Annotated in this window: 22 protein-coding genes and 1 other RNA gene; 16 read left to right on the forward strand and 7 right to left on the reverse strand. The window is 63.5% G+C overall.

All coding sequences use genetic code 11. The features are described from left to right. The first annotated feature begins 23 nt into the window (after positions 1-23). The 3 genes from BM279_RS15535 (at position 24) to BM279_RS15545 (ending at position 2,230) form a co-directional block, all read left to right on the forward strand. Positions 24-524 (forward strand): NINE protein, encoded by a 501-nt coding sequence (locus BM279_RS15535; protein ID WP_093505166.1) that lies wholly within the window; start codon positions 24-26, stop codon positions 522-524. A gap of 90 nt (positions 525-614) precedes the next feature. Beyond that, the gene (locus tag BM279_RS15540) at positions 615-1,847 is read left to right on the forward strand and encodes a TIGR03862 family flavoprotein (protein ID WP_093505168.1); all 1,233 of its coding nucleotides are present in this window, start codon (positions 615-617) and stop codon (positions 1,845-1,847) included. Between the two features lie 20 nt (positions 1,848-1,867). Continuing rightward, a complete protein-coding gene (locus BM279_RS15545) occupies positions 1,868-2,230 on the forward strand; it encodes a VOC family protein (protein WP_093505170.1) in 363 nt (120 codons plus the stop codon). A gap of 24 nt (positions 2,231-2,254) precedes the next feature. Here the strand turns inward: BM279_RS15545 and rhlE1 are convergent, their stop codons facing one another. The 3 genes from rhlE1 to BM279_RS15560 form a co-directional block, all read right to left on the reverse strand. Further along, positions 2,255-3,583, reverse strand: a complete 1,329-nt coding sequence (rhlE1, locus tag BM279_RS15550; protein ID WP_093505172.1) for an RNA helicase RhlE1 — start codon at positions 3,581-3,583, stop codon at positions 2,255-2,257. Between the two features lie 148 nt (positions 3,584-3,731). Then, entirely contained in the window at positions 3,732-4,334 is a 603-nt protein-coding gene (locus BM279_RS15555) for a 3'-5' exonuclease (protein ID WP_093505174.1), read from the reverse strand. Between the two features lie 7 nt (positions 4,335-4,341). After that, positions 4,342-4,821: an NYN domain-containing protein gene (locus BM279_RS15560; RefSeq protein WP_093505176.1), complete on the reverse strand. Its 480-nt coding sequence runs from the start codon at positions 4,819-4,821 to the stop codon at positions 4,342-4,344. Between the two features lie 163 nt (positions 4,822-4,984). Here BM279_RS15560 and BM279_RS15565 point away from each other — a divergent pair, with 163 nt between their 5' ends. From BM279_RS15565 to gudD, 3 genes are all read left to right on the forward strand, one after another. Next, entirely contained in the window at positions 4,985-5,644 is a 660-nt protein-coding gene (locus BM279_RS15565) for a YciC family protein (protein WP_093505178.1), read from the forward strand. Positions 5,645-5,681: 37 nt separating this feature from the next. After that, on the forward strand, positions 5,682-6,728 hold the full coding sequence (locus BM279_RS15570; RefSeq protein ID WP_093505180.1) for a LacI family DNA-binding transcriptional regulator: 1,047 nt from the start codon (positions 5,682-5,684) through the stop codon (positions 6,726-6,728). Positions 6,729-7,191: 463 nt separating this feature from the next. Then, positions 7,192-8,538 carry a glucarate dehydratase gene (gene gudD, locus BM279_RS15575; protein WP_093505182.1) on the forward strand — a complete coding sequence of 449 codons (1,347 nt, stop codon included), beginning with the start codon at positions 7,192-7,194 and terminating at the stop codon, positions 8,536-8,538. Positions 8,539-8,675: 137 nt separating this feature from the next. On the opposite strand, the gene BM279_RS15580 is transcribed toward gudD, so the two are convergent. Then, on the reverse strand, positions 8,676-9,557 hold the full coding sequence (locus tag BM279_RS15580; RefSeq protein WP_093505184.1) for a LysR family transcriptional regulator: 882 nt from the start codon (positions 9,555-9,557) through the stop codon (positions 8,676-8,678). Positions 9,558-9,712: 155 nt separating this feature from the next. On the opposite strand from BM279_RS15580, the gene speB reads away from it, so the two are divergent. The 5 genes from speB to BM279_RS15605 all read left to right on the forward strand — a co-directional run bounded on the left by speB (position 9,713) and on the right by BM279_RS15605 (position 15,847). Then, complete coding sequence (gene speB / locus BM279_RS15585; protein WP_027904422.1) at positions 9,713-10,672, forward strand: agmatinase; 960 nt, start codon at positions 9,713-9,715, stop codon at positions 10,670-10,672. Then, positions 10,669-11,046, forward strand: coding sequence for a YybH family protein (locus tag BM279_RS15590; RefSeq protein WP_093505186.1), 378 nt, complete (start codon positions 10,669-10,671; stop codon positions 11,044-11,046). The genes speB and BM279_RS15590 overlap by 4 nt, the downstream gene beginning before the upstream one ends. 202 nt (positions 11,047-11,248) lie before the next feature. Beyond that, positions 11,249-12,748 (forward strand): purine-cytosine permease family protein, encoded by a 1,500-nt coding sequence (locus BM279_RS15595; RefSeq protein ID WP_093505188.1) that lies wholly within the window; start codon positions 11,249-11,251, stop codon positions 12,746-12,748. Positions 12,749-12,805: 57 nt separating this feature from the next. Continuing rightward, a complete protein-coding gene (locus tag BM279_RS15600; RefSeq protein ID WP_093505191.1) occupies positions 12,806-14,185 on the forward strand; it encodes a sodium:solute symporter family protein in 1,380 nt (459 codons plus the stop codon). A gap of 60 nt (positions 14,186-14,245) precedes the next feature. Continuing rightward, complete coding sequence (locus tag BM279_RS15605) at positions 14,246-15,847, forward strand: 5-guanidino-2-oxopentanoate decarboxylase (RefSeq protein ID WP_093505193.1); 1,602 nt, start codon at positions 14,246-14,248, stop codon at positions 15,845-15,847. Between the two features lie 17 nt (positions 15,848-15,864). On the opposite strand, the gene hrpB is transcribed toward BM279_RS15605, so the two are convergent. Beyond that, positions 15,865-18,399, reverse strand: a complete 2,535-nt coding sequence (gene hrpB, locus BM279_RS15610; RefSeq protein WP_093505195.1) for an ATP-dependent helicase HrpB — start codon at positions 18,397-18,399, stop codon at positions 15,865-15,867. Positions 18,400-18,550: 151 nt separating this feature from the next. Between hrpB and BM279_RS15615 the strand changes: the two genes are divergently transcribed. The 5 genes from BM279_RS15615 to BM279_RS23205 all read left to right on the forward strand — a co-directional run bounded on the left by BM279_RS15615 (position 18,551) and on the right by BM279_RS23205 (position 22,017). Then, positions 18,551-18,970, forward strand: coding sequence for a hypothetical protein (locus BM279_RS15615; protein ID WP_013789937.1), 420 nt, complete (start codon positions 18,551-18,553; stop codon positions 18,968-18,970). Positions 18,971-19,023: 53 nt separating this feature from the next. Further along, a complete protein-coding gene (locus BM279_RS15620) occupies positions 19,024-19,893 on the forward strand; it encodes a cation diffusion facilitator family transporter (RefSeq protein ID WP_093505197.1) in 870 nt (289 codons plus the stop codon). Positions 19,894-20,062: 169 nt separating this feature from the next. After that, positions 20,063-20,338, forward strand: a complete 276-nt coding sequence (locus BM279_RS15625) for a hypothetical protein (protein WP_093505199.1) — start codon at positions 20,063-20,065, stop codon at positions 20,336-20,338. A 105-nt stretch (positions 20,339-20,443) separates the two neighbouring features. Further along, positions 20,444-20,835, forward strand: a transfer-messenger RNA (tmRNA) gene (gene ssrA / locus BM279_RS15630). Between the two features lie 99 nt (positions 20,836-20,934). Beyond that, positions 20,935-22,017, forward strand: a complete 1,083-nt coding sequence (locus BM279_RS23205; RefSeq protein WP_143103601.1) for a hypothetical protein — start codon at positions 20,935-20,937, stop codon at positions 22,015-22,017. On the opposite strand, the gene BM279_RS15635 is transcribed toward BM279_RS23205, so the two are convergent. Both BM279_RS15635 and BM279_RS15640 read right to left on the reverse strand, forming a co-directional pair. Continuing rightward, positions 21,968-22,975 (reverse strand): phage integrase, encoded by a 1,008-nt coding sequence (locus BM279_RS15635; RefSeq protein ID WP_093505201.1) that lies wholly within the window; start codon positions 22,973-22,975, stop codon positions 21,968-21,970. The genes BM279_RS23205 and BM279_RS15635 overlap by 50 nt on opposite strands. After that, positions 22,975-24,255, reverse strand: coding sequence for a hypothetical protein (locus tag BM279_RS15640; RefSeq protein ID WP_093505203.1), 1,281 nt, complete (start codon positions 24,253-24,255; stop codon positions 22,975-22,977). The genes BM279_RS15635 and BM279_RS15640 overlap by 1 nt, the downstream gene beginning before the upstream one ends. Positions 24,256-24,294 lie beyond the last annotated feature (39 nt).

Here is a 24,294-nt window from a genome sequence, read left to right on the forward strand (position 1 = left end):
GCCTCACACACAAGGATGTTTCCATGCAAGCCAATGCCTACCAGGCGCCCAGCGCCAACCTCGAAGTAGAAAGCGTGTACTGCCGTCAATGCGGCTCGCGCATTACAGCTACCGCGCAGACCTGTTCGAACTGCAATGCCAACCAGAATCTCAACCCTCGCAGCAAAATCACCGCGGGCCTGCTCGCGCTGTTCCTCGGCGGTCTAGGCTTCCATCGTTTCTATCTGGGCCAGTGGTGGGGACTGTTCTATCTGCTGTTCTGGGGCACTGGCATTCCAAGCCTGATTTCGCTGATTGAGGCCATCGTGTTCTTCTGCACCAGTGAGCAGAAATGGAATGCCAAATATGGCCGGACCAAAGGCAGTGCCTGGTTGATCGGCCTGGCCGGTGGCTTTGCCATGCTGGTAATGATCGGTTTTCTCGCTGCCACCGCGATCCCCGCATACCAGCAATATGTAGAGAGGGCCAAAGCCGCCCAGGCCAGCATGCAACAGCAGACCGAGTCGCAAGCGCGTCAGCAGTAGTAAGCAGTACGGGCGCCGCTCTGTGCGGCGCTCATGCCCGATGGCGAAGCCTGCGTTAGAATGCGCGCCAGCCCAACTTCGCCAAGCCTTATGACCCAGAACTCCCTGTCCGTCGCCATCATCGGCGGCGGCCCTGCCGGCCTGATGGCCGCCGAAACCCTGGCACTCGCTGGCGTGCGGGTCGGCCTCTACGACGCCATGCCCTCGGTAGGCCGCAAGTTTCTGCTCGCTGGCGTCGGCGGCATGAACATCACCCACTCCGAAGCCTATCCAGCCTTCGTCGGCCGCTACGGCGAGCGCGAGCGGGAAATCCACGCCCTGCTGCAAGGCTTCGATGCCGATGCACTGCGCGAATGGATCCATGGCCTGGGCATCGACACCTTCGTCGGCACCTCGGGCCGCGTATTTCCTACCGACATGAAGGCCGCGCCTCTGCTGCGCGCCTGGCTCAAGCGCCTGCGCGAGGCCGGTGTGCAGTTGCACACCCGGCACCGCTGGCTGGGCTGGAATGCCGACGGCAGCCTGCGTGTGGAGGGCCCCGAAGGTGAAAAGCAGCACCGCGCCGATGCGGTGCTGCTGGCCCTGGGCGGTGGCAGCTGGCCGCGGCTCGGTTCGGACGGCAGCTGGGTGGCACGTTTGCAACAGGCTGGCGTGCCCGTCGTGCCGCTACAACCAAGCAACTGCGGGTTCGACGTGGCGGCCTGGAGCCCGCTGCTGCGCGAAAAGTTCGCCGGTGCGCCGCTGAAGAACGTGGCGCTGGGTTTGCCAGACGAAGCGCCGCGCCCAGGCGAATTCGTGCTGACCGCCACTGGCATCGAAGGCAGCCTGGTGTATGCGTTGTCCGCTGGCATTCGCCAGCGCATCACTCGCGACGGCAGCTGTAGCGTCTACCTCGACCTGCTGCCACAGCGCAGCGAAGCGGCCCTTGGCAACGCCCTGAGCAAACCCCGCGGCTCGAACTCTATGGCCAAGCACCTGCATCGCCAGGCTGGCCTGGATGGCGTGAAGGCGGCGCTGCTGCGCGAGGTGACGCCCGCTGAGCTTTTCAACGATCCCCAGCGCCTGGCCGCAGCCATCAAGGCGCTGCCGATCACCCTGCGCCAGGCGCGCCCGATCGAAGAAGCGATCAGCAGCGCCGGCGGTGTACCTTTCGAAGCCCTCGACGACAATCTGATGCTGACGCAACTGCCCGGCACCTTCTGCGCCGGTGAAATGCTCGACTGGGAAGCACCCACCGGTGGCTACCTGCTCACCGCCTGCTTCGCCAGCGGCCGCGTGGCCGGCCAGGGCATGCTGCGCTGGCTCAAGGCCCGCGCTCGATAATCCAGGGAAGAGGAAAATCCATGCTCACGAGCCTGCAACTCAAAACCTTCGTTCCGGCCAGGGACTACCCCCTCAGCCAGGCCTTCTACACCGCCCTGGGCTTCAAGGCGGCGTGGCAAACGGACGAGATGAGCTACTTCAGCCACGGCGAGCACTGCGCCTTTCTGCTGCAGAACTTCTACGTGAAGGAGCAGGCGGAGAATTTCGTCATGCACCTGATGGTCGATGACGTGCAGGCCTGGTGGGGCCATGTGCAAGGGGAGAACATCGGCGAGCGCTTCGGCGTGCGCACCTTCGCCCCAGAGGATCAGCCCTGGGGCATTCGCGAATTTATCGTCTTCGACCCCAGCGGCGTGCTGTGGAAGATCGGCCAGGAAATCTGAGCCCGGCCGCTTCCGTCGCCATTGCTAACGCTTCCCCTTCGGCTTACCACCGAAACTCGGCACCTTGCGGATAGCCTTGACCGGCGGTTCGGCCGGCTCGTCGCTTTCCATCCAGCGGCCCAGACCACCGGCTTTACCGCCGCCCACCACCTTGGGCTTTTTCGGTTTCTTGGGCTTTTTCACCACCAGGCCACCAGCGACCGTCTGCGGCACGCGGTGGTCGGGGATGAAGTCCGGTTCGTCGACGCGCTGCAGGATCTGCTGGATCAGCGCCTCGATGGCCGACAGCAGTTGCACCTCGTCGGCGCAGACCAGCGATACCGCCTGGCCAGTGGCGCCCGCACGGCCAGTGCGGCCGATGCGGTGCACGTAGTCTTCGGCGACGATGGGCAGGTCGAAGTTGACCACCAGCGGCAGGTCGTCGATATCCAGGCCACGGGCGGCCACGTCGGTGGCCACCAGCACGTCGACTTCGCCAGCCTTGAAGCGCTGAAGGGCACGCAGGCGCGTCGGCTGCGGCTTGTCACCGTGGATCGAGTCGGCTCGGATACCTTCGGCCAGCAGCGCCTGCTCGAGCTCGTCGACGCCCTTGCGGGTCTTGGCGAACACCAGCACTTGCGACCATTTCTTGCTGCGATACAGGTGCAGGAACAGCTCGGCCTTGCGCTTCTTGTCCACCGGAATCAGCCACTGCTTGACCGACTTGGCGGCGGCGTTGCGCGGGCTGACTTCGATGCTCAGCGGCTCGCGCAGCATGTCCTTGGCCAAACCGCGGATGGCGTCGGAAAAGGTCGCGGAGAACAGCAGGGTCTGGCGTTTCTTCGGCAGGGCGGCGAACAGATCATCCAGCTCGCGGGCAAAGCCCAGGTCGAGCATGCGGTCGGCTTCGTCGAGCACCAGCACCTGCAGCTGGGAAAACTTCACCGCGTTCTGACGGTACAGGTCGAGCAAACGGCCCGGCGTGGCGACCAGCACATCAAGGCCCTTGCGCAGCTTCATCATCTGCGGGTTGATGCTGACCCCGCCGTACACCGCATAACTGCGCAGGGGCAGGAACTGCGAGTAGGTCTGCACGCTCTGCTGCACCTGCTCGGCCAGCTCGCGGGTCGGCACCAGCACCAGGGCGCGCACCGAATTGCTGGCAACCACTGGGCCTTCCATCATCAGGCGCTGCAGGATCGGCAACGTGAAGGCGGCGGTCTTGCCAGTGCCGGTCTGCGCCGCCGCCATGATATCGCGGCCCTTGATGATCGGGCCGATGGCCTGGGCCTGAACGGGCGTCGGGGTCTTGTAGTCGAGGCCGTCGAGACAGCGCAGCAGGGGTTCGATCAGGCCGAGGGAAGCGAAGGTCATGGCGGGCACATGGTGAGCTAAGGAAATGGCGCGCAGTTTAGCGCGTCCGGGTGGCTATCGCTCGGCCGTTGCCACCCGAGGGACGTAGCCTTCGAGCGCAGCGACACCCGGCAAAGAAAAACCTGGGTATCGCTGCGCTCACCCCAGGCTACGCGGCAGCGAGCAGCGCGCGTACCTTGGCGGCGGACATGCCCTGCAGCTGACGCAGGAAGTCGTGATCGACAGCGCGGCGGCCATGCTGCTCGCGCAGCACCTTGCACAGGTGCAGGGTCAGGTTGGCGGCCATTTCCGCATCAGCCAGCGCCCGGTGCGCCTTGCCGGTATCGGGCAGCCGCGCCCAGCGGTTGAGGTTGCCGAGCTTGTGGCTCGGCGCACCCGGCAACAGACGCCGCGACAACAGCAGCGAACAGGCGAAATGCTGCACGCGGGTACGGCCGATCAGGCCCAGCTCGGCGTCCCAGAACTTCTGGTCGAACGCGGCGTTGTGCGCCAGCATCGGGATGTCGCCGACGAATTCGGCGACCTCATGCATCACCTCGGCGGCTGGCGGCGCGCTGCGCACCATGGCGTTGCTGATGCCGGTCAGTTGCTCGATGAAGGGCGGCACCCAGGCGCCGGCGTTCATCAGGCTCTGGTAGCGGGCGGTGATCTGACCGCCTTCGATGATCACCACACCGATTTCGGTGGCGCGCGCCTGTTGGGCCGGCGACATGCCGGTGGTTTCGAAGTCGATGACAGCGATGGGTTTCACAGGAACCTCAGTGTTTGAGCAACAGATGGCCCTCGATGGGCACGTAACGGCTGGCTGCGCGCACCAGCGACTGCGCGGTAAGCCCGGGCACGCCGTAAGCCACGGCTTCGACGCCATGACGCTGGCGAATGCGCTCGAGCAGCAGGTCGAAATCACCGTCGCCGGAGGCCAGCACCACGCTGTCGACATTCGCCGCGGCGTCCATCACGTCGATGGTGATGCCCACGTCCCAGTCGCCCTTGGCCGAGCCGTCGCTACGCTGGATGTAGGGTTTGAGCTTCACGGTGAAGCCCAGGTTACGCAGGATCTGCTGGAACTGCTGCTGCTTGGGGTCACCGCGGTCGATGGCGTAAGCGTAGGCCGCGACGATCTCGCCGCCCGCGGCCAGCTCGTTCCACAACGCCGTGTAGTTGAAGTGGCAGCCATAGGCCTGGCGCACGGTGTAGTAGAGATTCTGTACGTCGGCGAACACGGCAATTTTCTTCACCGGACATCCTCACAAGGGCTCGCGCGGGTTGCACGGCGGCCAGTATGCCAGCCCTGGCCCCTAGAGGTCGAAGGCAGCGCCACGGCGGCGACGAACGTCATCACTGGTGGCAGGCCGGCCACGCTCGTATCATGGCGGCCTGTTTTTCTGGCTACGACCATTCATGAATCCCCTCGACGCCCTGCGTGACGCCTGGTTCTTCTTCCGGCAAAACCTCTTGCACATCCTCGTGCTGTGCCTGCCCTTCCTGCTCCTCGAAGCCTTCCTGAGCCTGCACCTCGAAGAGCTGGTCAGCGCCGCCAAGGTGCCGCTCTATGAAGTGCTGCTCGGGCTGTTCTTCTATCCGCTGTACAGCGCCGCGCTGATCCTGTTCATCGACGCGCGCAGCCGCGGCGAAGCGCCGGGCAAGGGCGCGCTGGTGGCCATGAGCCTGAGCCTGTGGCCGCGCTTCGTGCTGCTGGCCGGCATTGGCACCCTGGCGATCATGCTCGGCATCTCGCTGTTCATCCTGCCCGGGCTGTGGCTGATGGTGCGGCTGGTGTTCGCCGATTACCTGCTGGTGCTGCGCGGCCTCACGCCATTGCAGGCGCTGCATGCCAGCCTGCAGCTGACCGACGGACACTTCTGGCCGATCTTCACCTGCGTGATGCTGGTGATGGTGCCGCCATGGGTCGCCAGCTTCTGGGCCGGCGATATCGCCAGCGAGCCCGCCGCGCGCCTGCTGCTGGATATGCTGTTCGGCCTCTGCCAGCTGTTCACCACGGTGGTGGTGTTCCGCCTGTATATGCTGCGTGCGGGCGACAATACGGCGCGCCTGCCGTAACCTTCTCCGCACAACTGCATCCCATCGAGACCAGCCCGTGGCAAGAAAATCGCGTAGAGAACTGGCCAAAGACCGCGGCGACCTCGGCGATCTGCCGGTAACGGTCAAGGACGTCGCCCTCAGGGCCGGCGTATCGCCGATCACCGTGTCGCGGGCGATCCAGCGGCCGGAGCTGGTGAGCGACGCCACCCGCGCCCATGTTCTGGAAGTGGTGCGCGCCATGGGCTACGTGCCCAACCTGATGGCCGGCGGCCTGGCCACCAGCAAGAGTCGCCTGGTGGCCATTGTGCTGCCGACCATCGCCAACTCGATCTACGCCAGCGTGGTGCAGGCGATCATGGATCGTCTCGCCGAGGCGGGCTACCACACCCTGGTCGGGCCCAGCGGCTATATACCGGAGCAGGAGGAAGCCCTGCTGGCCGCCATTCTCGGCCGGCGCCCGGACGGTATCGTGCTGACCGGCACCTTCCACACCCAGGCCAGCCGTGAGCGATTGGCGTCCGCCGGTATTCCGGTGGTCGAGGCCTGGGACCTGAGCGATAACGGCCTGGACATGCAGGTGGGCTTTTCCCACGAACAGGTCGGCGCCACTGTGGCCGAGCACTTCTTCGCCAAGGGATACCGCCGCTGGGCGGTGATCGGCGTCAACGACCCGCGGGCGCTGCGCCGCTGCAAGGCGGTGATCGGCCGACTCGCCGAACTGGGTGTGAATAACGTGGCGGTGCAGACGCTACCGCTGCCCGCCACCTGGGAGGTCGGCCGCAAGGGCCTGGCCAACCTGCTCGATGCAGGCGAGAAGCCGGACTTCATCTTCTGCAGCTCGGACACCGTCGCCCTCGGCGTACTGGCCGAAGCCTCTACCCGCGGGCTGAACGTGCCAGGCGACCTCGCCGTACTGGGATTCGGCGACACCCTCAATGGCCAATTCGCCGACCCGGCGCTGTCCACCGTAAGCGTCAATGCCACCGAGATGGGCCACCAGGTCGCCGAAGCCCTGCTGCGTCGTTTCGATGGCCAGAGCGCAGAGCCGAGAGTGGATACAGGCTTCACGATCGTTGAGCGCGGCAGCACGGCTCGAACCTAGATTCGTAGGCAATTGATGGGTTTCACCTACGCGGCCCGCCCTATCCACAAACTGGCCAACCGGCCGAGCACCGTGTCGATACCCGCTTAGCCATCATCGAGTGGACCAGCACCGCCCAAGGCAAAACCACCTCTCGTAGCCTGCGGTAGAGCACAGCGATATCCAGGTTTGCGATGTTCGCGCCGCGATGCCCCGGGTGCCGCTACGCTCGCCCGGGCTACGAACTGTGGGAGCGGGCCATGCCCGCGAATGACTTGTGCCCCAATAATCCATTGACGGGTTGCACCTACGCGGCCCGCCCCACCCTACGTCCTACCTTTCAGGACCACATGCGCGTCCACCGAGCCGTAAATTTTCGCTTGAATGATAACGTTATCTGGCTATGATGATAACGTTATCTTAAGCGCTGCCCGATACGCAGCCAGACACTCCCTAACGTCAGTAACGGCACAGGAACCACGCGATGAACAATAACAACACTCATGCAGGTACCCCGGTTATCACCGCTCTGGAAGTCATCCCGGTCGCCGGGCACGACAGTTTTCTGCTCAACCTCAGCGGTGGCCACGCGCCCTTCTTTACCCGCAACCTGCTGATCCTGCGCGACAACGCCGGCCACGTCGGCGTCGGTGAAGTGCCGGGCGGCGAAGCCATTCGCCAGACCCTGGAAGACGCCCGACAACTGCTGCTCGGCCAACCCATCGGTCAGTACCAGAAACTGCTCGGCCAGGTGCGCCAGACCTTCGCCGACCGTGACTCCGGCGGCCGTGGTCTGCAGACCTTCGACCTGCGCATCACCATCCATGCGGTCACCGCCGTCGAGGCTGCCCTGCTCGACCTGCTCGGCCAGTACCTGGACGTCCCGGTCGCCGCCCTGCTCGGCGAAGGCCAGCAACGCGATGCCGTGGAAATGCTCGGCTATCTGTTCTACGTCGGCGATCGCAAGAAGACCGACCTGCCCTATCGTCAGGAAGCCGATGCCGACAACGCCTGGTTCCGCGTGCGCAACGAAGAAGCGCTGGACGCACAGGGCGTGGTGCGCCTCGCCGAAGCCGCCTACGAGCGTTATGGCTTCAAGGACTTCAAACTCAAGGGCGGCGTGCTGCGCGGCGACGAGGAAATCGAAGCGGTGACCGCCCTGGCCGAGCGCTTCCCGGAAGCGCGCATCACCCTGGACCCGAACGGTGCCTGGTCCCTGGCCGACGCCATTCGCCTGTGCCGGGACCAACACCATGTGCTCGCCTACGCCGAAGACCCCTGCGGCGCCGAGAACGGCTATTCCGGCCGTGAGGTAATGGCCGAATTCCGCCGCGCCACCGGCCTGCCGACCGCCACCAACATGATCGCCACCGACTGGCGGCAGATGGGCCATGCGATCCAGCTGCAATCGGTGGACATCCCCCTGGCCGACCCGCACTTCTGGACCATGCAGGGTTCGGTGCGCGTAGCGCAGATGTGCAACGACTGGGGCCTGACCTGGGGCTCGCACTCCAACAACCACTTCGACGTGTCCCTGGCCATGTTCACCCATGTGGCAGCGGCCGCGCCGGGCAAGATCACCGCCATCGACACCCACTGGATCTGGCAGGACGGCCAGCACCTGACCAAGGAGCCGCTGCGTATCGAAGGCGGTCTCGTGCAGGTGCCGAAGAAGCCCGGCCTCGGCGTGGAGCTGGACATGGACGCCGTAGCCAAAGCCCACGAGTGCTACAAGGGCATGGGCCTGGGCGCGCGCAACGATGCGGTGGCCATGCAGTATCTGATCAGCGGCTGGACTTTCGATAACAAGAAGCCCTGCCTGGTGCGCTGAGCACGTTTAGTCAATTGGTGGGCTAGCGCTCACCCTGCAAAACTGTGTGAGGGCGCCATGCGCCCGAATCGCGAGTATGAGCTAGGCAGCCCCGCCCACTCCCACGGCCCGACGCTGATCTGGCTACAGTGGTTGACCTAACCGTGATTCAACTGCGCCTTGAGCCGATCACGAAAGCTCTGGATCAGCGGTTCCCGTGATCGACCACGGCGCAGCGCCAGGGTGAAAGGCGCCTGGTAGCCGAAGGTGGTGGGCAGCAGCACTTTCAGACGTTTCTGATCGGCCCACTGCTGGGCGTAATGCTCGGGCAAATAACCGATGTAGGCGCCGGAAAGCACCAGAATCAGCTGCGCCTCCATCGACTCCACCGTCGCTGCACTGTGCTTGAAACCATGGCGCGCCAGCTCGGCCTGGCTCCAGTAGCCACGGCCGACCATACGCTGCTGGGTGATCACTTCCGCCGGAATCTGCCGCTGGGTATACAGCGGGTGCCTATCGCTGCAGTAAAGCCAGTGCTGCTCGCGGTACAGCGCCTGGTAGATCAGCCCGTTGGTGCGCACCGAAAAGGCGCCGATGGCCAGATCCAGCCGGTTCTCCAAAACCCCCAGTTGCAACTCCGCCGGACTGAGCACCGCCAGGTGCAGGTGCACCGCCGGGTGTTCCTGGCTGTAGGCGCCGATCACCTCGGCCAACGGCAGGGACGGATCGCTCACCGTCGAATCCAGTACGCCCAGATTCAGAGTGCCCCGCAGCTCACCCTTGAGCGCCGCCGAATAGCGCTCGAACCCCTCCAGCTCGGCCAGCAGCCGCAGTGCCTCCTGATGGAACAGCTCGCCCTTGCTGGTCAGGCTGAAGCCGCCACGCCCGCGATGGCAGAGCACGAAGCCGAGCTGCGCTTCGAGCTGGCTCATATAGGTGCTGATCGCCGAAGTAGAAAGATTCAGCTCCTGCTGCGCCGCAGCGAAACCCTGGTGGCGCACGACACAGACGAACAGGCGCAGCAGCTTGAGATCAGGCATTGGCGAACCATGACGGTGAAAAGAACCGGGCCCATGCTAAAGCCTGCTCGTTAGTTTAGGAATTTCTGAACTGATTATTTGCGCTGCCCGATTCTTCACGCCGCCAACCCTGACCAGAATCGGACCACGACAACCACAATAACTGCGAGGCCCCCGTGGATAATTCCCTCCACCAGCCCCTGGGCGGCAACGAAATGCCCCGTTTCGGCGGGATCGCCACCATGCTGCGCCTGCCCCACGTGCAGGCACCCGAAGAGCTGGACAAGCTCGACGCTGCCTTTATCGGCATCCCCCTGGATATCGGCACCTCCCTGCGCTCCGGCACCCGCTTCGGGCCACGGCAGATCCGCGCCGAGTCGGTGATGATCCGCCCCTACAACATGGCCACCGGCGCCGCACCCTTCGATTCCCTGAACGTGGCCGACATCGGCGACGTGGCGATCAACACCTTCAACCTGCTCGACGCCGTGCGCATCATCGAAGAGCACTACGATCGCGTGCTGGCCCACGACATCATTCCGCTGACCCTGGGCGGCGACCACACCCTGACCCTGCCGATCCTGCGCGCCATGCACAAGAAGTACGGCAAGGTCGGCCTGGTGCACATCGACGCCCACGCCGACGTCAACGATCACATGTTTGGCGAGAAGATCGCCCACGGCACCACCTTCCGCCGCGCCCAGGAAGAAGGCCTGCTCGACAGCCAGCGCGTGGTGCAGATCGGCCTGCGCGCCCAGGGCTACACCGCCGACGATTTCAACTGGAGCCGCAACCAGGGCTTCCGTGTGGTGCAGGCCGAAGAGTGCTGGCACAAATCCCTGGCCCCGCTGATGGAAGAAGTGCGCGCCAAGGTCGACGGCGGCCCGGTATACCTGTCCTTCGACATCGACGGCATCGACCCGGCCTGGGCGCCCGGCACCGGCACTCCGGAAGTCGGCGGCCTGACCACCATCCAGGCGCTGGAAATCATCCGCGGCTGCCAGGGCCTGAACCTGATCGGCGGCGACCTGGTCGAGGTCTCCCCGCCCTACGACACTACCGGCAACACCTCGCTGCTGGGTGCCAATCTGCTCTACGAAATGCTCTGCGTGCTGCCGGGTGTGGTGCGTCGATGAGCCGCAAAGCCGAAGTGCTGAAGGCGGCTGCCGGGCTGGTGGACGCCTTCGCCCATAACGATACGCCGCGTTACTTCGCCTGCTTCAGCGAGGACGCCACCTTCGTGTTCCACACCCTGGCGCAGCCGCTGCTTTCGCGCGCTGCCTACCAGGCGGTGTGGCAGCAATGGCAAGCCGAAGGCTTCGCAGTGCTCGACTGCCGTTCCAGCAATGGCCACGTCAGCCTGCAGGGCGACGTGGCGATCTTCATTCACGACGTCGCCACACATTTGCGCGTAGCCGGCGAGGAACAACACCTCAACGAACGGGAAACCATCGTGTTTCGTCACCAGGACGGCCGCTGGCTGGCCTGCCACGAGCACCTGTCGGCTTAGAAGTAAAGAAGCCCCTTGGCGTGAGTGAACCGCCTGAAGTTCGCCGCGCCGGATACACCTTGCGACTTGGAACCCGTTGGGTTTCCCGCGGCCTTGCCGCACTGCCAGAACACCACCACCCGATGACTGTCGGGGGTGCATAACAGGATCAGCGTGCCTGCGCTGCCCCTATAAAAATCGTGAAAAGGCGCTGGAGAACACCATGAGTAACGCGACGCGTATCGAGACCTTCGGTGTCGAGCAGATCCCCGACAACCAACGCAGTGCCACACCCACCGATCTGTTCCGCCTGATCTTCGGCGGCGCCAATACGTTCTCCACCGCCGTACTGGGCAGCTTCCCGGTGCTGTTCGGCCTGTCTTTCCAGGCCGGCATGTGGGCGATCGTGCTCGGCGTCGCGGTCGGTGCGCTGATCCTCGCGCCGATGGGTCTGTTCGGCGCGCTCAATGGCACCAACAACGCCGTGTCCTCCGGTGCCCACTTCGGCGTGCACGGGCGTATCGTTGGCTCGTTCCTGTCGCTGCTCACCGCCGTGGCGTTCTTCTCGCTGTCGGTATGGAGCTCCGGTGATGCGCTGATCGGCGGCGCCAAGCGGCTGATCGGCCTGCCCGAGAACGACCTGACCCTGGGCCTGGCCTACGGTCTGTTCGCGGTGCTGGTGCTGGTGGTGTGCATCTATGGCTTTCGCTTCATGCTGTGGGTCAACAAGATCGCCGTGTGGGCCTCCAGCCTGCTGTTTCTGCTCGGCATCCTGGCGTTCGCCGGGCCCTTCGATGCCAATTACGCCGGCACCGTCAGCCTGGAGCAACCGGGCTTCTGGGCGGCCTTCATCGGCGCGGCGCTACTGGCGATGAGCAACCCGGTGTCGTTCGGCGCCTTTCTTGGCGACTGGTCGCGCTACATCCCCAAGCACACGCCCAAGCGCCGCATCATGCTGGCGGTGCTCGCCGCCCAGGCCGGCACGCTGATTCCCTTCCTGTTCGGCCTGTGCACCGCCACGCTGGTGGCCACTCAGGCGCCGGATTACATCGCCGCCAACAATTATGTGGGTGGCCTGCTGGCCATCTCGCCGGCCTGGTTCTTCCTGCCGGTGTGCCTGATCGCGGTGATCGGCGGCATGTCCACCGGCACCACCGCGCTGTACGGCACCGGGCTGGACATGTCGAGCCTGTTCCCGCGGCTGATGAGCCGCGCTGGCGCCACGCTGCTGATCGGCGTGGCGGCCATCGCCTTCATCTTCATCGGCCGCTTCGCCTTCAACCTGGTGCAGAGCGTGTCGACCTTCGCGGTGCTGATCGTCACCTGCACCAGCCCGTGGATGGTGATCATGATCCTCGGCCTGATCGTGCGCCGCGGCTTCTACCACGCCGATGACCTGCAGGTATTCACCCGCGGCGAGCGCGGTGGCCGCTACTGGTTCCACAACGGCTGGAACTGGCGCGGCCTCGGCGCGTGGATTCCCAGCGCGGCAGTGGGCCTGTGCTTCGTCAACCTGCCGGGCCAGTTCGTCGGCCCGCTGGGTGAGCTGGCCGGCGGCATCGACATCAGCCTGCCGATCACCCTGGGCATGGCCGCAGTGCTCTACCTGACCCTGCTCAATCTGTTCCCCGAGCCAGCGAGCGTCTACGGCCCCGTTGGCCCGCGCTGGGTGCGCCTGAAACCTGACACCAGCGCCCCGGTGAACGGTGCCGGGCTCGCCTGACAGCTTCGCACCGGGCGCGCTGCGCCCGGATCTTCACCAGAAAACGAGAACAACACCATGATTCTGGATATATCCGTCGTCATCCTTTACGCCGCCGGCATGTTGCTGCTCGGCTGGTATGGCATGCGCCGCGCGCGCAGCCAGGAAGATTACCTGGTGGCCGGCCGCAACCTCGGCCCGGCCTTCTACATGGGCACAATGGCCGCGACGGTACTCGGCGGCGCCGCGACCGTCGGCACCGTGCGCCTGGGTTACGTGCACGGCATTTCCGGTTTTTGGCTGTGCGCCGCACTTGGGGCCGGCATCATCGTACTCAACCTGTTCCTGGCCAAACCGCTGCTCAAGCTGCGCATCTTCACCGTCACCCAGATTCTCGAACGCCGCTACACACCGGCGGCGCGCCAGGCCAGTGCGGTGGTGATGTTCGCCTACGCACTGATGATCTCGGTGGTCTCGGTGCTGGCCAGCGGCACGGTGCTGCAGGTGCTGTTCGACCTGCCCTTCTGGGCGGCCATCCTGCTGGCTGGCGGCGTGGTGGTGGTGTATTCGAGCATCGGCGGCATGTGGTCGCTGACCCTCACCGACATCGTGCAGTTCGCGATCAAGACGGTCGGCCTGATGTTCGTGCTGCTGCCCATCTGCCTGTACCGCGTCGGCGGCTGGGACGCGCTGGCGGCCAAGCTGCCGGACACCGCCTTCAGCCTGACCACCATCGGCTACGACACCATCCTCACCTACTTCCTGATCTACTTTTTCGGCATCCTCATCGGCCAGGACATCTGGCAGCGCGTGTTCACTGCCCGCAACGAGAACGTCGCCCGCGTAGCCGGCAGCCTGGCCGGCGTGTACTGCGTGATCTACGGGCTGGTCGGCGCGCTGATCGGCATGTGCGCCAAGGTACTGCTGCCGGACCTGGCCAACGCCAACAACGCCTTCGCCTCCATCGTACAGAGCGCGCTGCCCGACGGCATTCGCGGCCTGGTGATCGCTGCTGCCCTGGCCGCGATGATGTCCACCGCCAGCGCCGGTCTGCTCGCCGCGTCCACCACGGTGACCGAAGACCTGCTGCCGAAACTGCGCGGCGGTCGCCCTTCGAGCCTGGGCGTCGCCCGCCTGTTCACCCTGCTCACCGGCCTGCTGGTGCTGGCGATCTCCCTGGTGGTCAGCGACGTGATCGGCGCTCTGACCCTGGCCTACAACCTGCTGGTGGGCGGCATCCTGATTCCGATCCTCGGCGCCATCTACTGGAAGCGCGCCACCACCACCGGCGCCATCGCCAGCATGGCCCTGGGTTGCGCCACCGCCCTAGTGTTCATGTTCAAGGATGGCCTGGAAGCCAATACGCCGATCTACTACAGCCTGGCAGTCGGCCTGCTGGCCTTCGTGATCGGCAGCCTGCTGACCCGCCCACAGGCGCGAGCTGCCAGCCTCGCCTGACCCCGTTACAGGTGCCGGCGCTGCTACCGGCACCTGCAAATCCATCAGCAAGGAGCCAGCATGACCACCTGTGGTGAATTTCTCGTCAAGCAACTCCAGGCCTGGGACGTCGACACCGTGTTCGGCATTCCCGGCGTGCACACCATCGAGCTGTACCGCGGCCTGCCGGGCAGCGGCATCCGCCACATCACCCCGCGCCACGAGCAGGGCGCGGGCTTCATGGCCGACGGCTATGCGCGCGTTTCCGGCAAGCCCGGTGTGTGCTTCATCATCACCGGGCCGGGCATGACCAATATCGCCACGGCCATGGGTCAGGCCTATGCCGATTCGATCCCGATGCTGGTAATCTCCAGCGTCAACGAACGCGAGCGCCTGGGCCGTGGCAACGGCTACCTGCACGAGTTGCCGGATCAGCGTGCTTTGGTGGCCGGCGTCGCCGCCTTCAGCCATACGCTGATGAGCGTCGACGAATTGCCCGACGTGCTGGCCCGCGCCTTCGCGGTATTCGATGGCGGGCGGCCACGGCCGGTGCATATCGAACTGCCGCTGGACGTGATCACCGCATCCGCCGACCACCTGAGCGTGCAGCCGCGCGTTACAGCTCCGCGCCCCGCACCGCAGGCCGATTTGATCCGGCAGGCGGCGCAGCACCTGAGTCAGGCCCAGCGCCGGCTGCTGCTGATCGGCGGCGGCTGCGTGAACGAGCCCGATGCGGTGCGCCGCCTGGCCGAGGCGCTGGATGCACCGACCGCGCTGACCATCAACGCCAAGGGCCTGCTGCCGACAGCGCATCCGCTGCTGATTGGCAGCAACCAGTCGCTGCCGCCGGTACGCCAACTGGCGCAGGACGCCGATGTGGTGCTGGCTATTGGTACCGAACTGGGCGAAACCGATTACGACGTGGTATTCGACGGCAACTTCAGGATCAGCGGCGAACTAATCCGTGTCGATATCGACGCCGAGCAGTTGCAGCGCAATCACGCGCCGGCATTGGCGATCAACAGTGACGCCGGCCTGGCCATCGAAGCGCTTCTGAAGCAATTGCCGCAACGCGAGCGCGACGAACACAGCAGCGGCGCCAAGCGCGCATGCGCAGTTCGCCAGCAGCTGGCTGACGAATTCACTGGCTGGGCGCACTACCGTCGCCTGTTCGACTGCATCCTCGAAGTACTGCCAGAAGCGCGCTTCGTCGGTGACTCGACGCAAACCGTGTACAGCGGCAACCATGTGGTCGAACTGGACGGCCCGCGTCGCTGGTTCAACGCCTCCACCGGCTACGGCACTTTGGGCTATGGCCTGCCGGCGGCCATAGGCGCTCGGCTGGCCGAACCGACCCGCCCGGTGATCAGCCTGATGGGCGACGGCGGCATCCAGTTCACCCTGCCGGAGCTGGCCAGCGCCGTGGAAGCGCGGGTCGGCATCATCGTGCTGCTGTGGAACAATCAGGGCTATGGCGAGATAAAGCGCTACATGGAGCGCCGCGACATCACCCCACTGGGCGTCGACATCTACACCCCAGACTTTTTGACCATCGCCCGCGGCTTCGGCTGCCTGGCCGAACGCGCCCGCGACCACGCACACCTGCAAAGCCTGCTGCGTGAGGCACCAAGCGACCGGCCACTGCTGATCGAAATCGCCGAGGCGCCACCGTTCGCGCCGTAAAAGCACAGCACCGGTCGCTACTTGCGCGGCTTCGCCCGCGCCGTCGGCTCGGCGATCAACGGATCGTCGGGCCAGTAGTGTTTCGGGTAGCGGCCCTTCAAGTCCTTCTTCACCTCGGCGTAGGTGGTGCGCCAGAAGTTGGCTAGATCCTGGGTAACCTGCACTGGCCGCCGCGCCGGGGACAACAAGTGCAGCAGCACCTGCTGACGACCATTGGCGATGCGCGGCGTTTCGGCCAGGCCGAACAGTTCCTGCAAGCGCACCGCCAGCACCGGCGGATGTTCGCTGTAATCCACACCAATACGCGAGCCGGACGGCACGCCGATGCTGCGCGGCGCCCACTCGTCCAGGCGCTGGGGCAGCGGCCAGGGCAGCAGGGTTTGCAGCATGGCGTGCAGGTCGAGATTGGCGAAGTGACTGAGCCGGGTGACCTTGCCCAGGTAAGGCGCCAGCCAGGTTTCCAGCGTGGCCAGCAGCGCCGCATCCGATACATCCGGCCATTCGCTGCCGGCCTGGGTTTGCAGATCGAGCCCGCGCAGCAGCATCACCCGCGCCTGCCACTGGCGCAGCTCTGGCGTCCACGGCAGCAGCGCCAGGCCCTTGCGCCGCACCAGACCGAGCAGCGCCGTAGTGCGCGCCTCGGCATCCAGCCCTGGGAGCGCCTCGCTGCTGAGCACAAGATCACCGACCTTGTGCTGTCGCTCGGCGCGCAGCACGCCTTCGCGCTCGTCCCATTCGAGCAGATCCAGGCTGCTCACCTGCTCGACCAGCACCGACTCGAACAGCGCCGGCTCCAGCTCCGCGGCCAGGTAGATGCGCTCCTCGCGCTGGCCGTGGCGGCTGCCCAGGTCGGCAACCACCAGCCAGCTGTGCTTCATCAGAGCATCGGCTTCGCCAAACTGCGCGGCACGCCCGTTGGCCAGGCGATATTCGGCGCCGCCCTCGCGGCGCTGGCGGGCGATGCGGTCCGGGTAGGCGAATGCCAGCAACGCGCCCAACCAGCGGCCGTGTTCGGGATCGCCCACCGGCTCGCTGACCGGCACCCGGCGCAGATACCCCTGAAACTGTTTGGCCAATTGCCGAGCCCGTTGCACGCCACCCTGAGCACCGCGCGCAGCCCAGCTCTCACCCGACAGCAGCGCTAGGCGGCTATGCAGGTCGGCACCGGCGCCACGCAAGATGTCGCGTTCGCCCAACAGTGCCGCCAGGTCACTGGCCAACTCGCCGAGGCCCAAGGCCTGGCCACGTAATAACAGATGAGCGATACGCGGATGGGCCGGCAGCTCGGCCATGGCCTGGCCGTGAGCAGTCAACACGCCACGTTCGTCGAGGGCGCCGAGGCGCTGCAACAGGTCACGCGCCTGGGCGTAGGCGGCAGAGGGCGGCGGGTCGAGCCAGACCAGCTCGTCCACCTCGACGCCCCATCGGGCCAACTGCAGCGCCAGGCCGGCCAGGTCGGCCTGCAGAATTTCCGCCGCGGAATACGCTGGCAATTGTTCGTGCTGTGCCTGGGACCACAGCCGGTAACACGCCCCGGGTTGCAGACGCCCCGCACGGCCAGCCCGCTGAGTGGCCGAGGCGCGGGAAATACGCGCGGTATCCAGGCGCGTCATGCCGCTGCCCGGGTCGAAACGCGGCACGCGCGCCAGGCCGGCGTCGACCACTACGCGCACGCCATCGATGGTCAGGCTGGTCTCGGCGATGTTGGTGGCCAGCACCACCTTGCGCAGCCCGGCCGGCGCCGGCTCGATGGCCGCGCGCTGGGCCGACAGTTCCAGCTCGCCATGCAGCGGGCAGACGCGCACGTCGCTGCGCCCGGCCAGCGTTTCGTCCAGTTGTTCGGCCACGCGGCGAATCTCCGCCTGGCCGGGCAGGAACACCAGCAGGCTGCCGGGCTCGTCGTCCAGCGCCTGCAAAACGGTTTGCAGCACCCTCGGCTCGAGCCACTCGCCGGCCTGCCAGGGCGCGTCCCAGCGAATGTCCACCGGGTACGTGCGCCCTTCGCTGCGCAGCACCGGCGCGTCATCGAGCAAACCAGCCAGGCGCTCGCCTTCCAGGGTCGCGGACATCAGCAACACCTTGAGCGGCGCCTCGCCACTGTCAGCGCCGCGAAACATCGCCCGGCCATTTAGGGTCAGCGCCAGGGCCAGATCGGCATCCAGGCTGCGTTCGTGGAATTCGTCGAAGATCACCAGGCCCACGCCTTCCAGCGCCGGGTCGTCCTGCAGGCGCCGAGCGAGAATGCCCTCGGTGACCACCTCGATGCGCGTGCTGGGGCCGACCTTGCTGTCCAGGCGGATGCGATAGCCCACCGTCTCGCCGACCTTCTCACCCAGCTCGCTGGCCAGCCGCTCGGCAGCGGCGCGGGCGGCCAGGCGCCGCGGTTCGAGCATGATGATCCGTTGCCCGGCCAGCCACGGCTGATCGAGCACGGCCAGCGGCACGCGGGTGGTTTTGCCGGCACCGGGCGGCGCCTCGAGCACCACTTCATCGCGGTCGGCTAGGGCGCGGCACAGGTCAGGCAGCAGGGAATCGATCGGCAGGGTGTTCATCGGGACTCCATTTCAGGCTGGCGATTATAACGGCGAACCGCCGCCCTGCTTGCCCTGTCTTATACCGTCGAAAGCTGCGAATTGCTGCGCCACAGCAGCTTTGCCATGCTCGCCTTGCTATAGTGGCGTCCACTTTTTCTGGAGGTGCTCGATGCGCACGAAATCCCGCGTTATCGGCGGCGTTCTCGCCGTTACATTGGTCACTCAACTGTCTGCCTGCGGCACCATCTTCTTTCCGGACCGCCGCGGCCAGATCGAAGGCCGCGTCGACCCCCTGGTCGTCGGTCTGGACGCCATCGGCATTCTCTTTTACGTGATTCCCGGCCTGATTGCCTTTGGTATCGACTTCGCCACCGGCGCCATCTACCTGCCAGGCGGCACTACCGCGCAGGTGGACACCCAGTCGCTCAAGGACGTGGTGGACGCCGACGGCAAGGTCGACAATGCCAAGCTCAAGGCGCTGATCGAAACCCAGACTGGCCACAACCTGCCGCTCGACGACCCGCGCCTGATCCAGCACAGCGGTAGCGCTGAACAGCTGGCGGCTTACGGTCTGCGCCCTTCCGCCTAACGCCCCCCGGCCCGTCAGCAATGACGGGCTCAGCTTAACCCCATGGATCGCCCATGACCCTCGACCGCCAGCACGCCCGCCTGATGCGCCAGGCCACCGCTGCAGCGCTCTGCGTGGCACTGACCCTGGTGCTCTGCAAGGCCATCGCCTGGTGGGCCAGCGGCTCGGTCAGCCTGCTCGCCGGCCTGACCGACTCGCTGCTCGACAGCGCCGCCTCGCTGCTCAACCTGATCGCCGTGAACATCGCCCTGCGCCCTGCCGACGATGATCACCGTTACGGCCATGGCAAGGCCGAAGCTCTTGCTGGTTTGGGCCAAGCGCTGTTCATCGGTGCCAGTGCCATCCTGGTTGCCGTGCAGGGTTTCGAGCGCTTGCGCCAGCCCGAGCCATTGACCGCCCAGGCGCTCGGCATCGCAGTTATGCTGCTGTCCATGGTGCTGACCGTCGCCCTGCTGATGTTCCAGCATCACGTGGTGCGCAAGACCGGCTCCACCGCGATCCACGCTGACTCGCTGCACTACCGCTCCGACCTGCTGCTCAACGGCGGCATCCTCCTCGCCCTGCTGCTCGCCTATCTGGGCTGGCAACAGGGCGATGCGCTGTTCGCCATCGGCATCGCCGCCTACATTCTATGGAGCGCGGTGAGCATTGCCCGCCAGTCGGTCAGTGTGCTGATGGACCAGGAACTGGCCCCCGACGTCAGCACCCGCATGAGCGAGCTGGCCTGCGCCGTACCTGGCGTCATCGGCATCCACGACCTGCGTACACGCCTCTCCGGTACCCGCTGGTTCGTGCAACTGCACGTCGACCTGCCCGGCAACCTCACCCTCACCGAAGCCCACGCACTGTGCGAGCAGGTGGAAGATGCCATCCGCGGTGAATTCGCTCAGGCCGAAGTGCTGGTGCATGCCGACCCGGCCTAACCGCACCGTTTTGTGGCAGGCGATGCGCTACCAGAAAAACACTGAACCGTCATTGCGAAAGGCCAGTCAGCTTCACTAAGCCCAAACGATTTGGGCGGGACGCTCCCGGCTCTCCTCACCCTCAACCAGGGCGGCACCGGGAATCTATTCGTGATGAGAGGATTACCACATGAAGCGCGTATCCATGTTCGTCATTGCCGCCGTACTGGCCGCACCGGCCTTCGCAGCTGATGACCTGTGCACCGTCAACCTGCAGAAACTCGACAACGCCATGACCACCAAACCGGTGGTGGCCGAGCCCCTCAAGCAGCAGGTCGAGGAAGCCAAGAAACAAGCCACCGATGCTCAGGCAGCCGGCGACCTGAAGACCTGCGGCACCCACGCTCAGCGTGCCCTGCAGCTGCTCAACGCGCCGAGTGAAGACGGCAACAGCGCTGATAGCTGACCATGACACAGGCCGGTTCCAGACCGGCCTGTTTGCGAGCGCGCCGTGTCGCCCGGGTCGACGCCACGAACCCTTTTGGCGTACACTGCGCATCTCGCAAGTTTCGGGGCCGATTAGGATTCGACGCCGGTGGCGAAGCTCGAGGTGCATGCCGACTTGGTAACAGAAGTCGTAAATCCACTGTTGCAACTTTCTATAGTTGCCAATGACGAAAACTACGAGGGCTACGCTCTCGCTGCGTAAGCGGCGCGACTAGTCCTTCTGGTAGCTTCGGCTCCAGCGATCACTAGGGGATGCCTGTAAACCCGAAGTGATTGTCATGCAGAACAGGATCGCCGCGTAGTACGTTGTGGACGAAGTGGCTAAAACTTACACAACTCGCCCAAAGCACCCTGCCCGTCGGGCGGCTGAGGGTTAACTCAATAGACACGGCTAAGCATGTAGTACCGACAGTGGAGAACTGGCGGACGGGGGTTCAAATCCCCCCGGCTCCACCAAATAAACCCCTGATTTTCCTAGCGAAAGTCAGGGGTTTTTCTTTGAGTGTCGACAAAGTGTCGAAACCTTAACGCAGTCCAATCGGGATAGATGGATTCATGGAAGATAAGAAAAAGCTGGCAACAGAGCAAAGCGACAGCCTAGATAACTTTATCCAGCTAATAAGAGCAAATTTAAAATCCATCATAAAAGTGGCACCAATAACCATTGGTTTTTCCCTCTTCCTGATTTATTTTTGCGAATATCAGTTCTTCCCAAGCTTTGACCTTTTCTCACTAGGATCATTATTAGTTTCTGCATCTGTATTAGGACTCGCAGTGTTCTTAGCCATAACACTAGGAACCTGCATACCTGGGTTACTGTGGGCTGATGTTTTCTTCAAAGACAAGGAAGTTAGAGATGAGCTTGGCTACTTCCTACCAAAAGACGAAAAGAATGAGCGGCTAGCAAATACAACATTCATTCGGTCTTATTTTCTTTGGCCGACAACGTTATGCTCATGCACTATTATTTACGTCCTATTTAGCGACAATGACTATGCTAGCTACTTCATTGCACTGCCTCTACTAGCATGTTTAGTTTTGGCATTAGAATTAAGTTCCCGATACAAGCTATCGGGTACAAGTTTAGTAAAATTCATACTCGCAAGCACGATGGCATACACGCTCGCAACCATCATAAGCCTAGCGGTGGGCATCTTCAGCGTAGAAACCCATTTACCTGAGGGCTCCGACTTCTCTCAGATTATGTTGCTGATCCTAATAGCACTTACAATGAATATTGTATTTGCAACCTGCGCAATCTCACTCCAAAACCTAAAAAACAGTCAAACAATATTTTTCAGCACATTATTTTCACTACTCTTGTCGCTCGGAAACAACCTATGGGGAATATTACCAGAAGGTATAGCGAGGATACTTGGCGTCGGAAATTATATCGCACAGGAAATTCACGTGAGCGGCAACCCTTGCGAAATCAAAACAATACCTTGGAAACAAGGCGAAAATGGATTATGCACGTTAGAGAATACAAAAATAATATGGAGCCTCGGAGATACATACAGAATAAGAATCTCGATAAGTGAGAAACTGATAGACGTAAGCATACCAACCGGTGATGTGATTTCAGTAATCAAGTCTGCTGAAAGGGATAAGAAATCGGCAACCCGGGACCAAAGTTAATTGCATCAACAAGGTGGTCTGGAGCCAAATGCGCATATCGCATGGTCATTGCCAAACTCGAATGCCCCAGGATGCGCTGCAACGTGACGATGTTTCCGCCGTTCTGGATGAAATGGCTAGCGAAGGTATGGCGCAGAGCGTGCGCTGCCTGCCCCTTCGGAAGCTTGATGGTCGTACGGGCCAAGGCACGGCGGAACGCGGTAATGGCGGAGTTTGGCTGGCCATGCTCACGCCAGTGACGAACGATCCTGGCTTCAAGCTCGACAGAGATCGGCACCGATCGCACCTTGCCGCTTTTGGTGCCGCTGAAGGTGATCACACGGTTACGCACCGAATGCGGCTTGAGCTTTTCGGCCTCAGACCATCGAGCACCAGTAGCCAAGCAGATCAATACGATGATTTCGACGTGCGGGTTATCGCAGCCCGACCGGATCGCCTGCAGGAGTTCGGCTATCTGCTCATTGGTCAGCCAGGACAACTCACGTTCCTGGACACGCAACGGCTTCACCAGCTCCAACGGGTTCGGGTAGTCGATGACGCCCAGGCCGCGAAGCTCGTTGTATACGGCGCGCAGGTAGCCCAGCTCGTTATTCAGCGTCTTAGGTGAGGTGCCAGCTTCCATCCTCAAACGCCGGTCATTCGCATAGACGTGTGGGTCGAGTCGGATAGCCACAGGATCGCGCAGGCGATCAGCCAAATAGAGCAGCTTGCGCAGGCGACCGGCTGCATATCGCAGGGAGTGGCCGTGCAGGTCGTACCAGAGCTGCATGAGGTCAGAGAGCCGTCGTTTGTCCTTGGGCTTGGGTGACCAATGCTTGTCTTCTACGAGCTTGGCACGGCACGAGGCTTCGAAGCGCTGGGCTTCACCCTTGGTCTTAAACGTCTTGCGGAAGCGCTTGCCCTTGATGGGCTCAACATCGACTTTCCAGCGACCGTCAGGCTGTTGCGTTATTGCCATCAGACCGCCCTACCCCACCGCACATGGCGTTCCTGCAGCAGATGCTTGATGTGTTTGTAGAGATCGTCCTGGGTCATTTCCTTGGCGGCGTAGTGATCGCGGATGACCGGCCAGCAGTCCCATTGCTGCAGGGTCTTAAACGCCTTTTTTGCGCCCACCTTTTCCCTTGCCAGCAGGCTGACGAAGTTTCCCAGGAACAGCTCCACGTTCTTGCCTGAGAAGCCACGCGAGGTCTTGTAGTAGCGTTTGTATTCGGTGTCATCGAGCAGAGAGTCCACCGGCAGATCGACGCGCACGTCTTCACGGATCAGCGTCCAGATGGGCTCAAAATAGCCAGGGCGGCAGAGCAGCTTGAATTGACGCAGGCCATAGCGCCAAAGACCGTCCAGATGCCCCGCGAAGGCGGCAAAGGAGCTGGTGTCGATCACTGCATGGGTTTTCAGATCGAAAGAGCCGCTGGCGAATTGCTGGATGACCGAGTGGTGATAGCGCAGCTCTACGCGCCACACGTCAGCGTCAGGATCGTAGTTGTCCGGATCTTGCGGGTCGAAGCTGTCGCGGCGCTTCCACACGCTTTCCCAGTAGTCCAGCTTGTCGGTTGCCCGGGCTTGCTCGGTCTTGTTGTAGATGGCTAGTTGCACGCCGCTGGCCGAGCCGAACATGAAGGTTTCACCACGACCGTAGGTGCTGGACTTGGTGGTCCAGTTGATTTCGTTGATGCCGGAAATATCACGTTGGGTACGTGCACGACAGTGCATGCGGGCGACTAGATCCACTGGCGGTTTCCAGCCCTGCAGATCCAGGGCGAGGTGGACGGCGCATTGGTTGATTTCACGATGGGTCAGAACAGCCGAGGCGTAATAGTCCATACGATCTTGCAGGCGCTCAGGCGACAGGGCGTCGATAGCATGGGGCGAGACTTCGATTTTCAGGTGGGCGCCGATGGCGTCGATCTTGGCGTTGAAGTTCTTCACCAAGAGGATGATGCCCAGGTCAGCGTTCTGCAGCTTGTACTGATAGCCAGAGTCTTTGCTGACACGACCTGAGTGCCAGATCTGGCCAGCGAATTCGACCATGGCGCCGGGCTTCTCAAACAGGCACATAATCTCAGGGCGGATCAGGCCCCGGTACAACTGGCGCACGGTATCCACCCCACAGCGGAGCAAGCGGACGTTAGTCAGATCGGTCAGTGCCGCTGATGCCGCATCCATGAAAAGACGACCCGTCTTGCTCTCAAGGCCGGTTGCTCGGTCAATCCGTCGCTGATCTTTAACGCTCATGTGTTTTTCCTCTATTGGCCAGTAATGGCCACTTTCAAG

This window comes from Phytopseudomonas straminea (genome assembly GCF_900112645.1).
GTDB classification, from domain to species: domain Bacteria; phylum Pseudomonadota; class Gammaproteobacteria; order Pseudomonadales; family Pseudomonadaceae; genus Aquipseudomonas; species Aquipseudomonas straminea.

Excerpts from the sequence above, each read along its gene's own strand:
- BM279_RS15535 (WP_093505166.1), top strand. The coding sequence starts at position 24 with ATGCAAGCCAATGCCTACCAGGCGCCCAGCGCCAACCTCGAAGTAGAA.
- BM279_RS15540 (WP_093505168.1), top strand. The coding sequence starts at position 615 with ATGACCCAGAACTCCCTGTCCGTCGCCATCATCGGCGGCGGCCCTGCC.
- BM279_RS15545 (WP_093505170.1), top strand. The coding sequence starts at position 1,868 with ATGCTCACGAGCCTGCAACTCAAAACCTTCGTTCCGGCCAGGGACTAC.
- rhlE1 (WP_093505172.1), bottom strand. The coding sequence starts at position 3,583 with ATGACCTTCGCTTCCCTCGGCCTGATCGAACCCCTGCTGCGCTGTCTC.
- BM279_RS15565 (WP_093505178.1), top strand. The coding sequence starts at position 4,985 with ATGAATCCCCTCGACGCCCTGCGTGACGCCTGGTTCTTCTTCCGGCAA.
- gudD (WP_093505182.1), top strand. The coding sequence starts at position 7,192 with ATGAACAATAACAACACTCATGCAGGTACCCCGGTTATCACCGCTCTG.
- BM279_RS15580 (WP_093505184.1), bottom strand. The coding sequence starts at position 9,557 with ATGCCTGATCTCAAGCTGCTGCGCCTGTTCGTCTGTGTCGTGCGCCAC.
- BM279_RS15590 (WP_093505186.1), top strand. The coding sequence starts at position 10,669 with ATGAGCCGCAAAGCCGAAGTGCTGAAGGCGGCTGCCGGGCTGGTGGAC.
- BM279_RS15595 (WP_093505188.1), top strand. The coding sequence starts at position 11,249 with ATGAGTAACGCGACGCGTATCGAGACCTTCGGTGTCGAGCAGATCCCC.
- BM279_RS15600 (WP_093505191.1), top strand. The coding sequence starts at position 12,806 with ATGATTCTGGATATATCCGTCGTCATCCTTTACGCCGCCGGCATGTTG.
- BM279_RS15605 (WP_093505193.1), top strand. The coding sequence starts at position 14,246 with ATGACCACCTGTGGTGAATTTCTCGTCAAGCAACTCCAGGCCTGGGAC.
- hrpB (WP_093505195.1), bottom strand. The coding sequence starts at position 18,399 with ATGAACACCCTGCCGATCGATTCCCTGCTGCCTGACCTGTGCCGCGCC.
- BM279_RS15615 (WP_013789937.1), top strand. The coding sequence starts at position 18,551 with ATGCGCACGAAATCCCGCGTTATCGGCGGCGTTCTCGCCGTTACATTG.
- BM279_RS15620 (WP_093505197.1), top strand. The coding sequence starts at position 19,024 with ATGACCCTCGACCGCCAGCACGCCCGCCTGATGCGCCAGGCCACCGCT.
- BM279_RS15625 (WP_093505199.1), top strand. The coding sequence starts at position 20,063 with ATGAAGCGCGTATCCATGTTCGTCATTGCCGCCGTACTGGCCGCACCG.
- BM279_RS23205 (WP_143103601.1), top strand. The coding sequence starts at position 20,935 with ATGGAAGATAAGAAAAAGCTGGCAACAGAGCAAAGCGACAGCCTAGAT.
- BM279_RS15635 (WP_093505201.1), bottom strand. The coding sequence starts at position 22,975 with ATGGCAATAACGCAACAGCCTGACGGTCGCTGGAAAGTCGATGTTGAG.
- BM279_RS15640 (WP_093505203.1), bottom strand. The coding sequence starts at position 24,255 with ATGAGCGTTAAAGATCAGCGACGGATTGACCGAGCAACCGGCCTTGAG.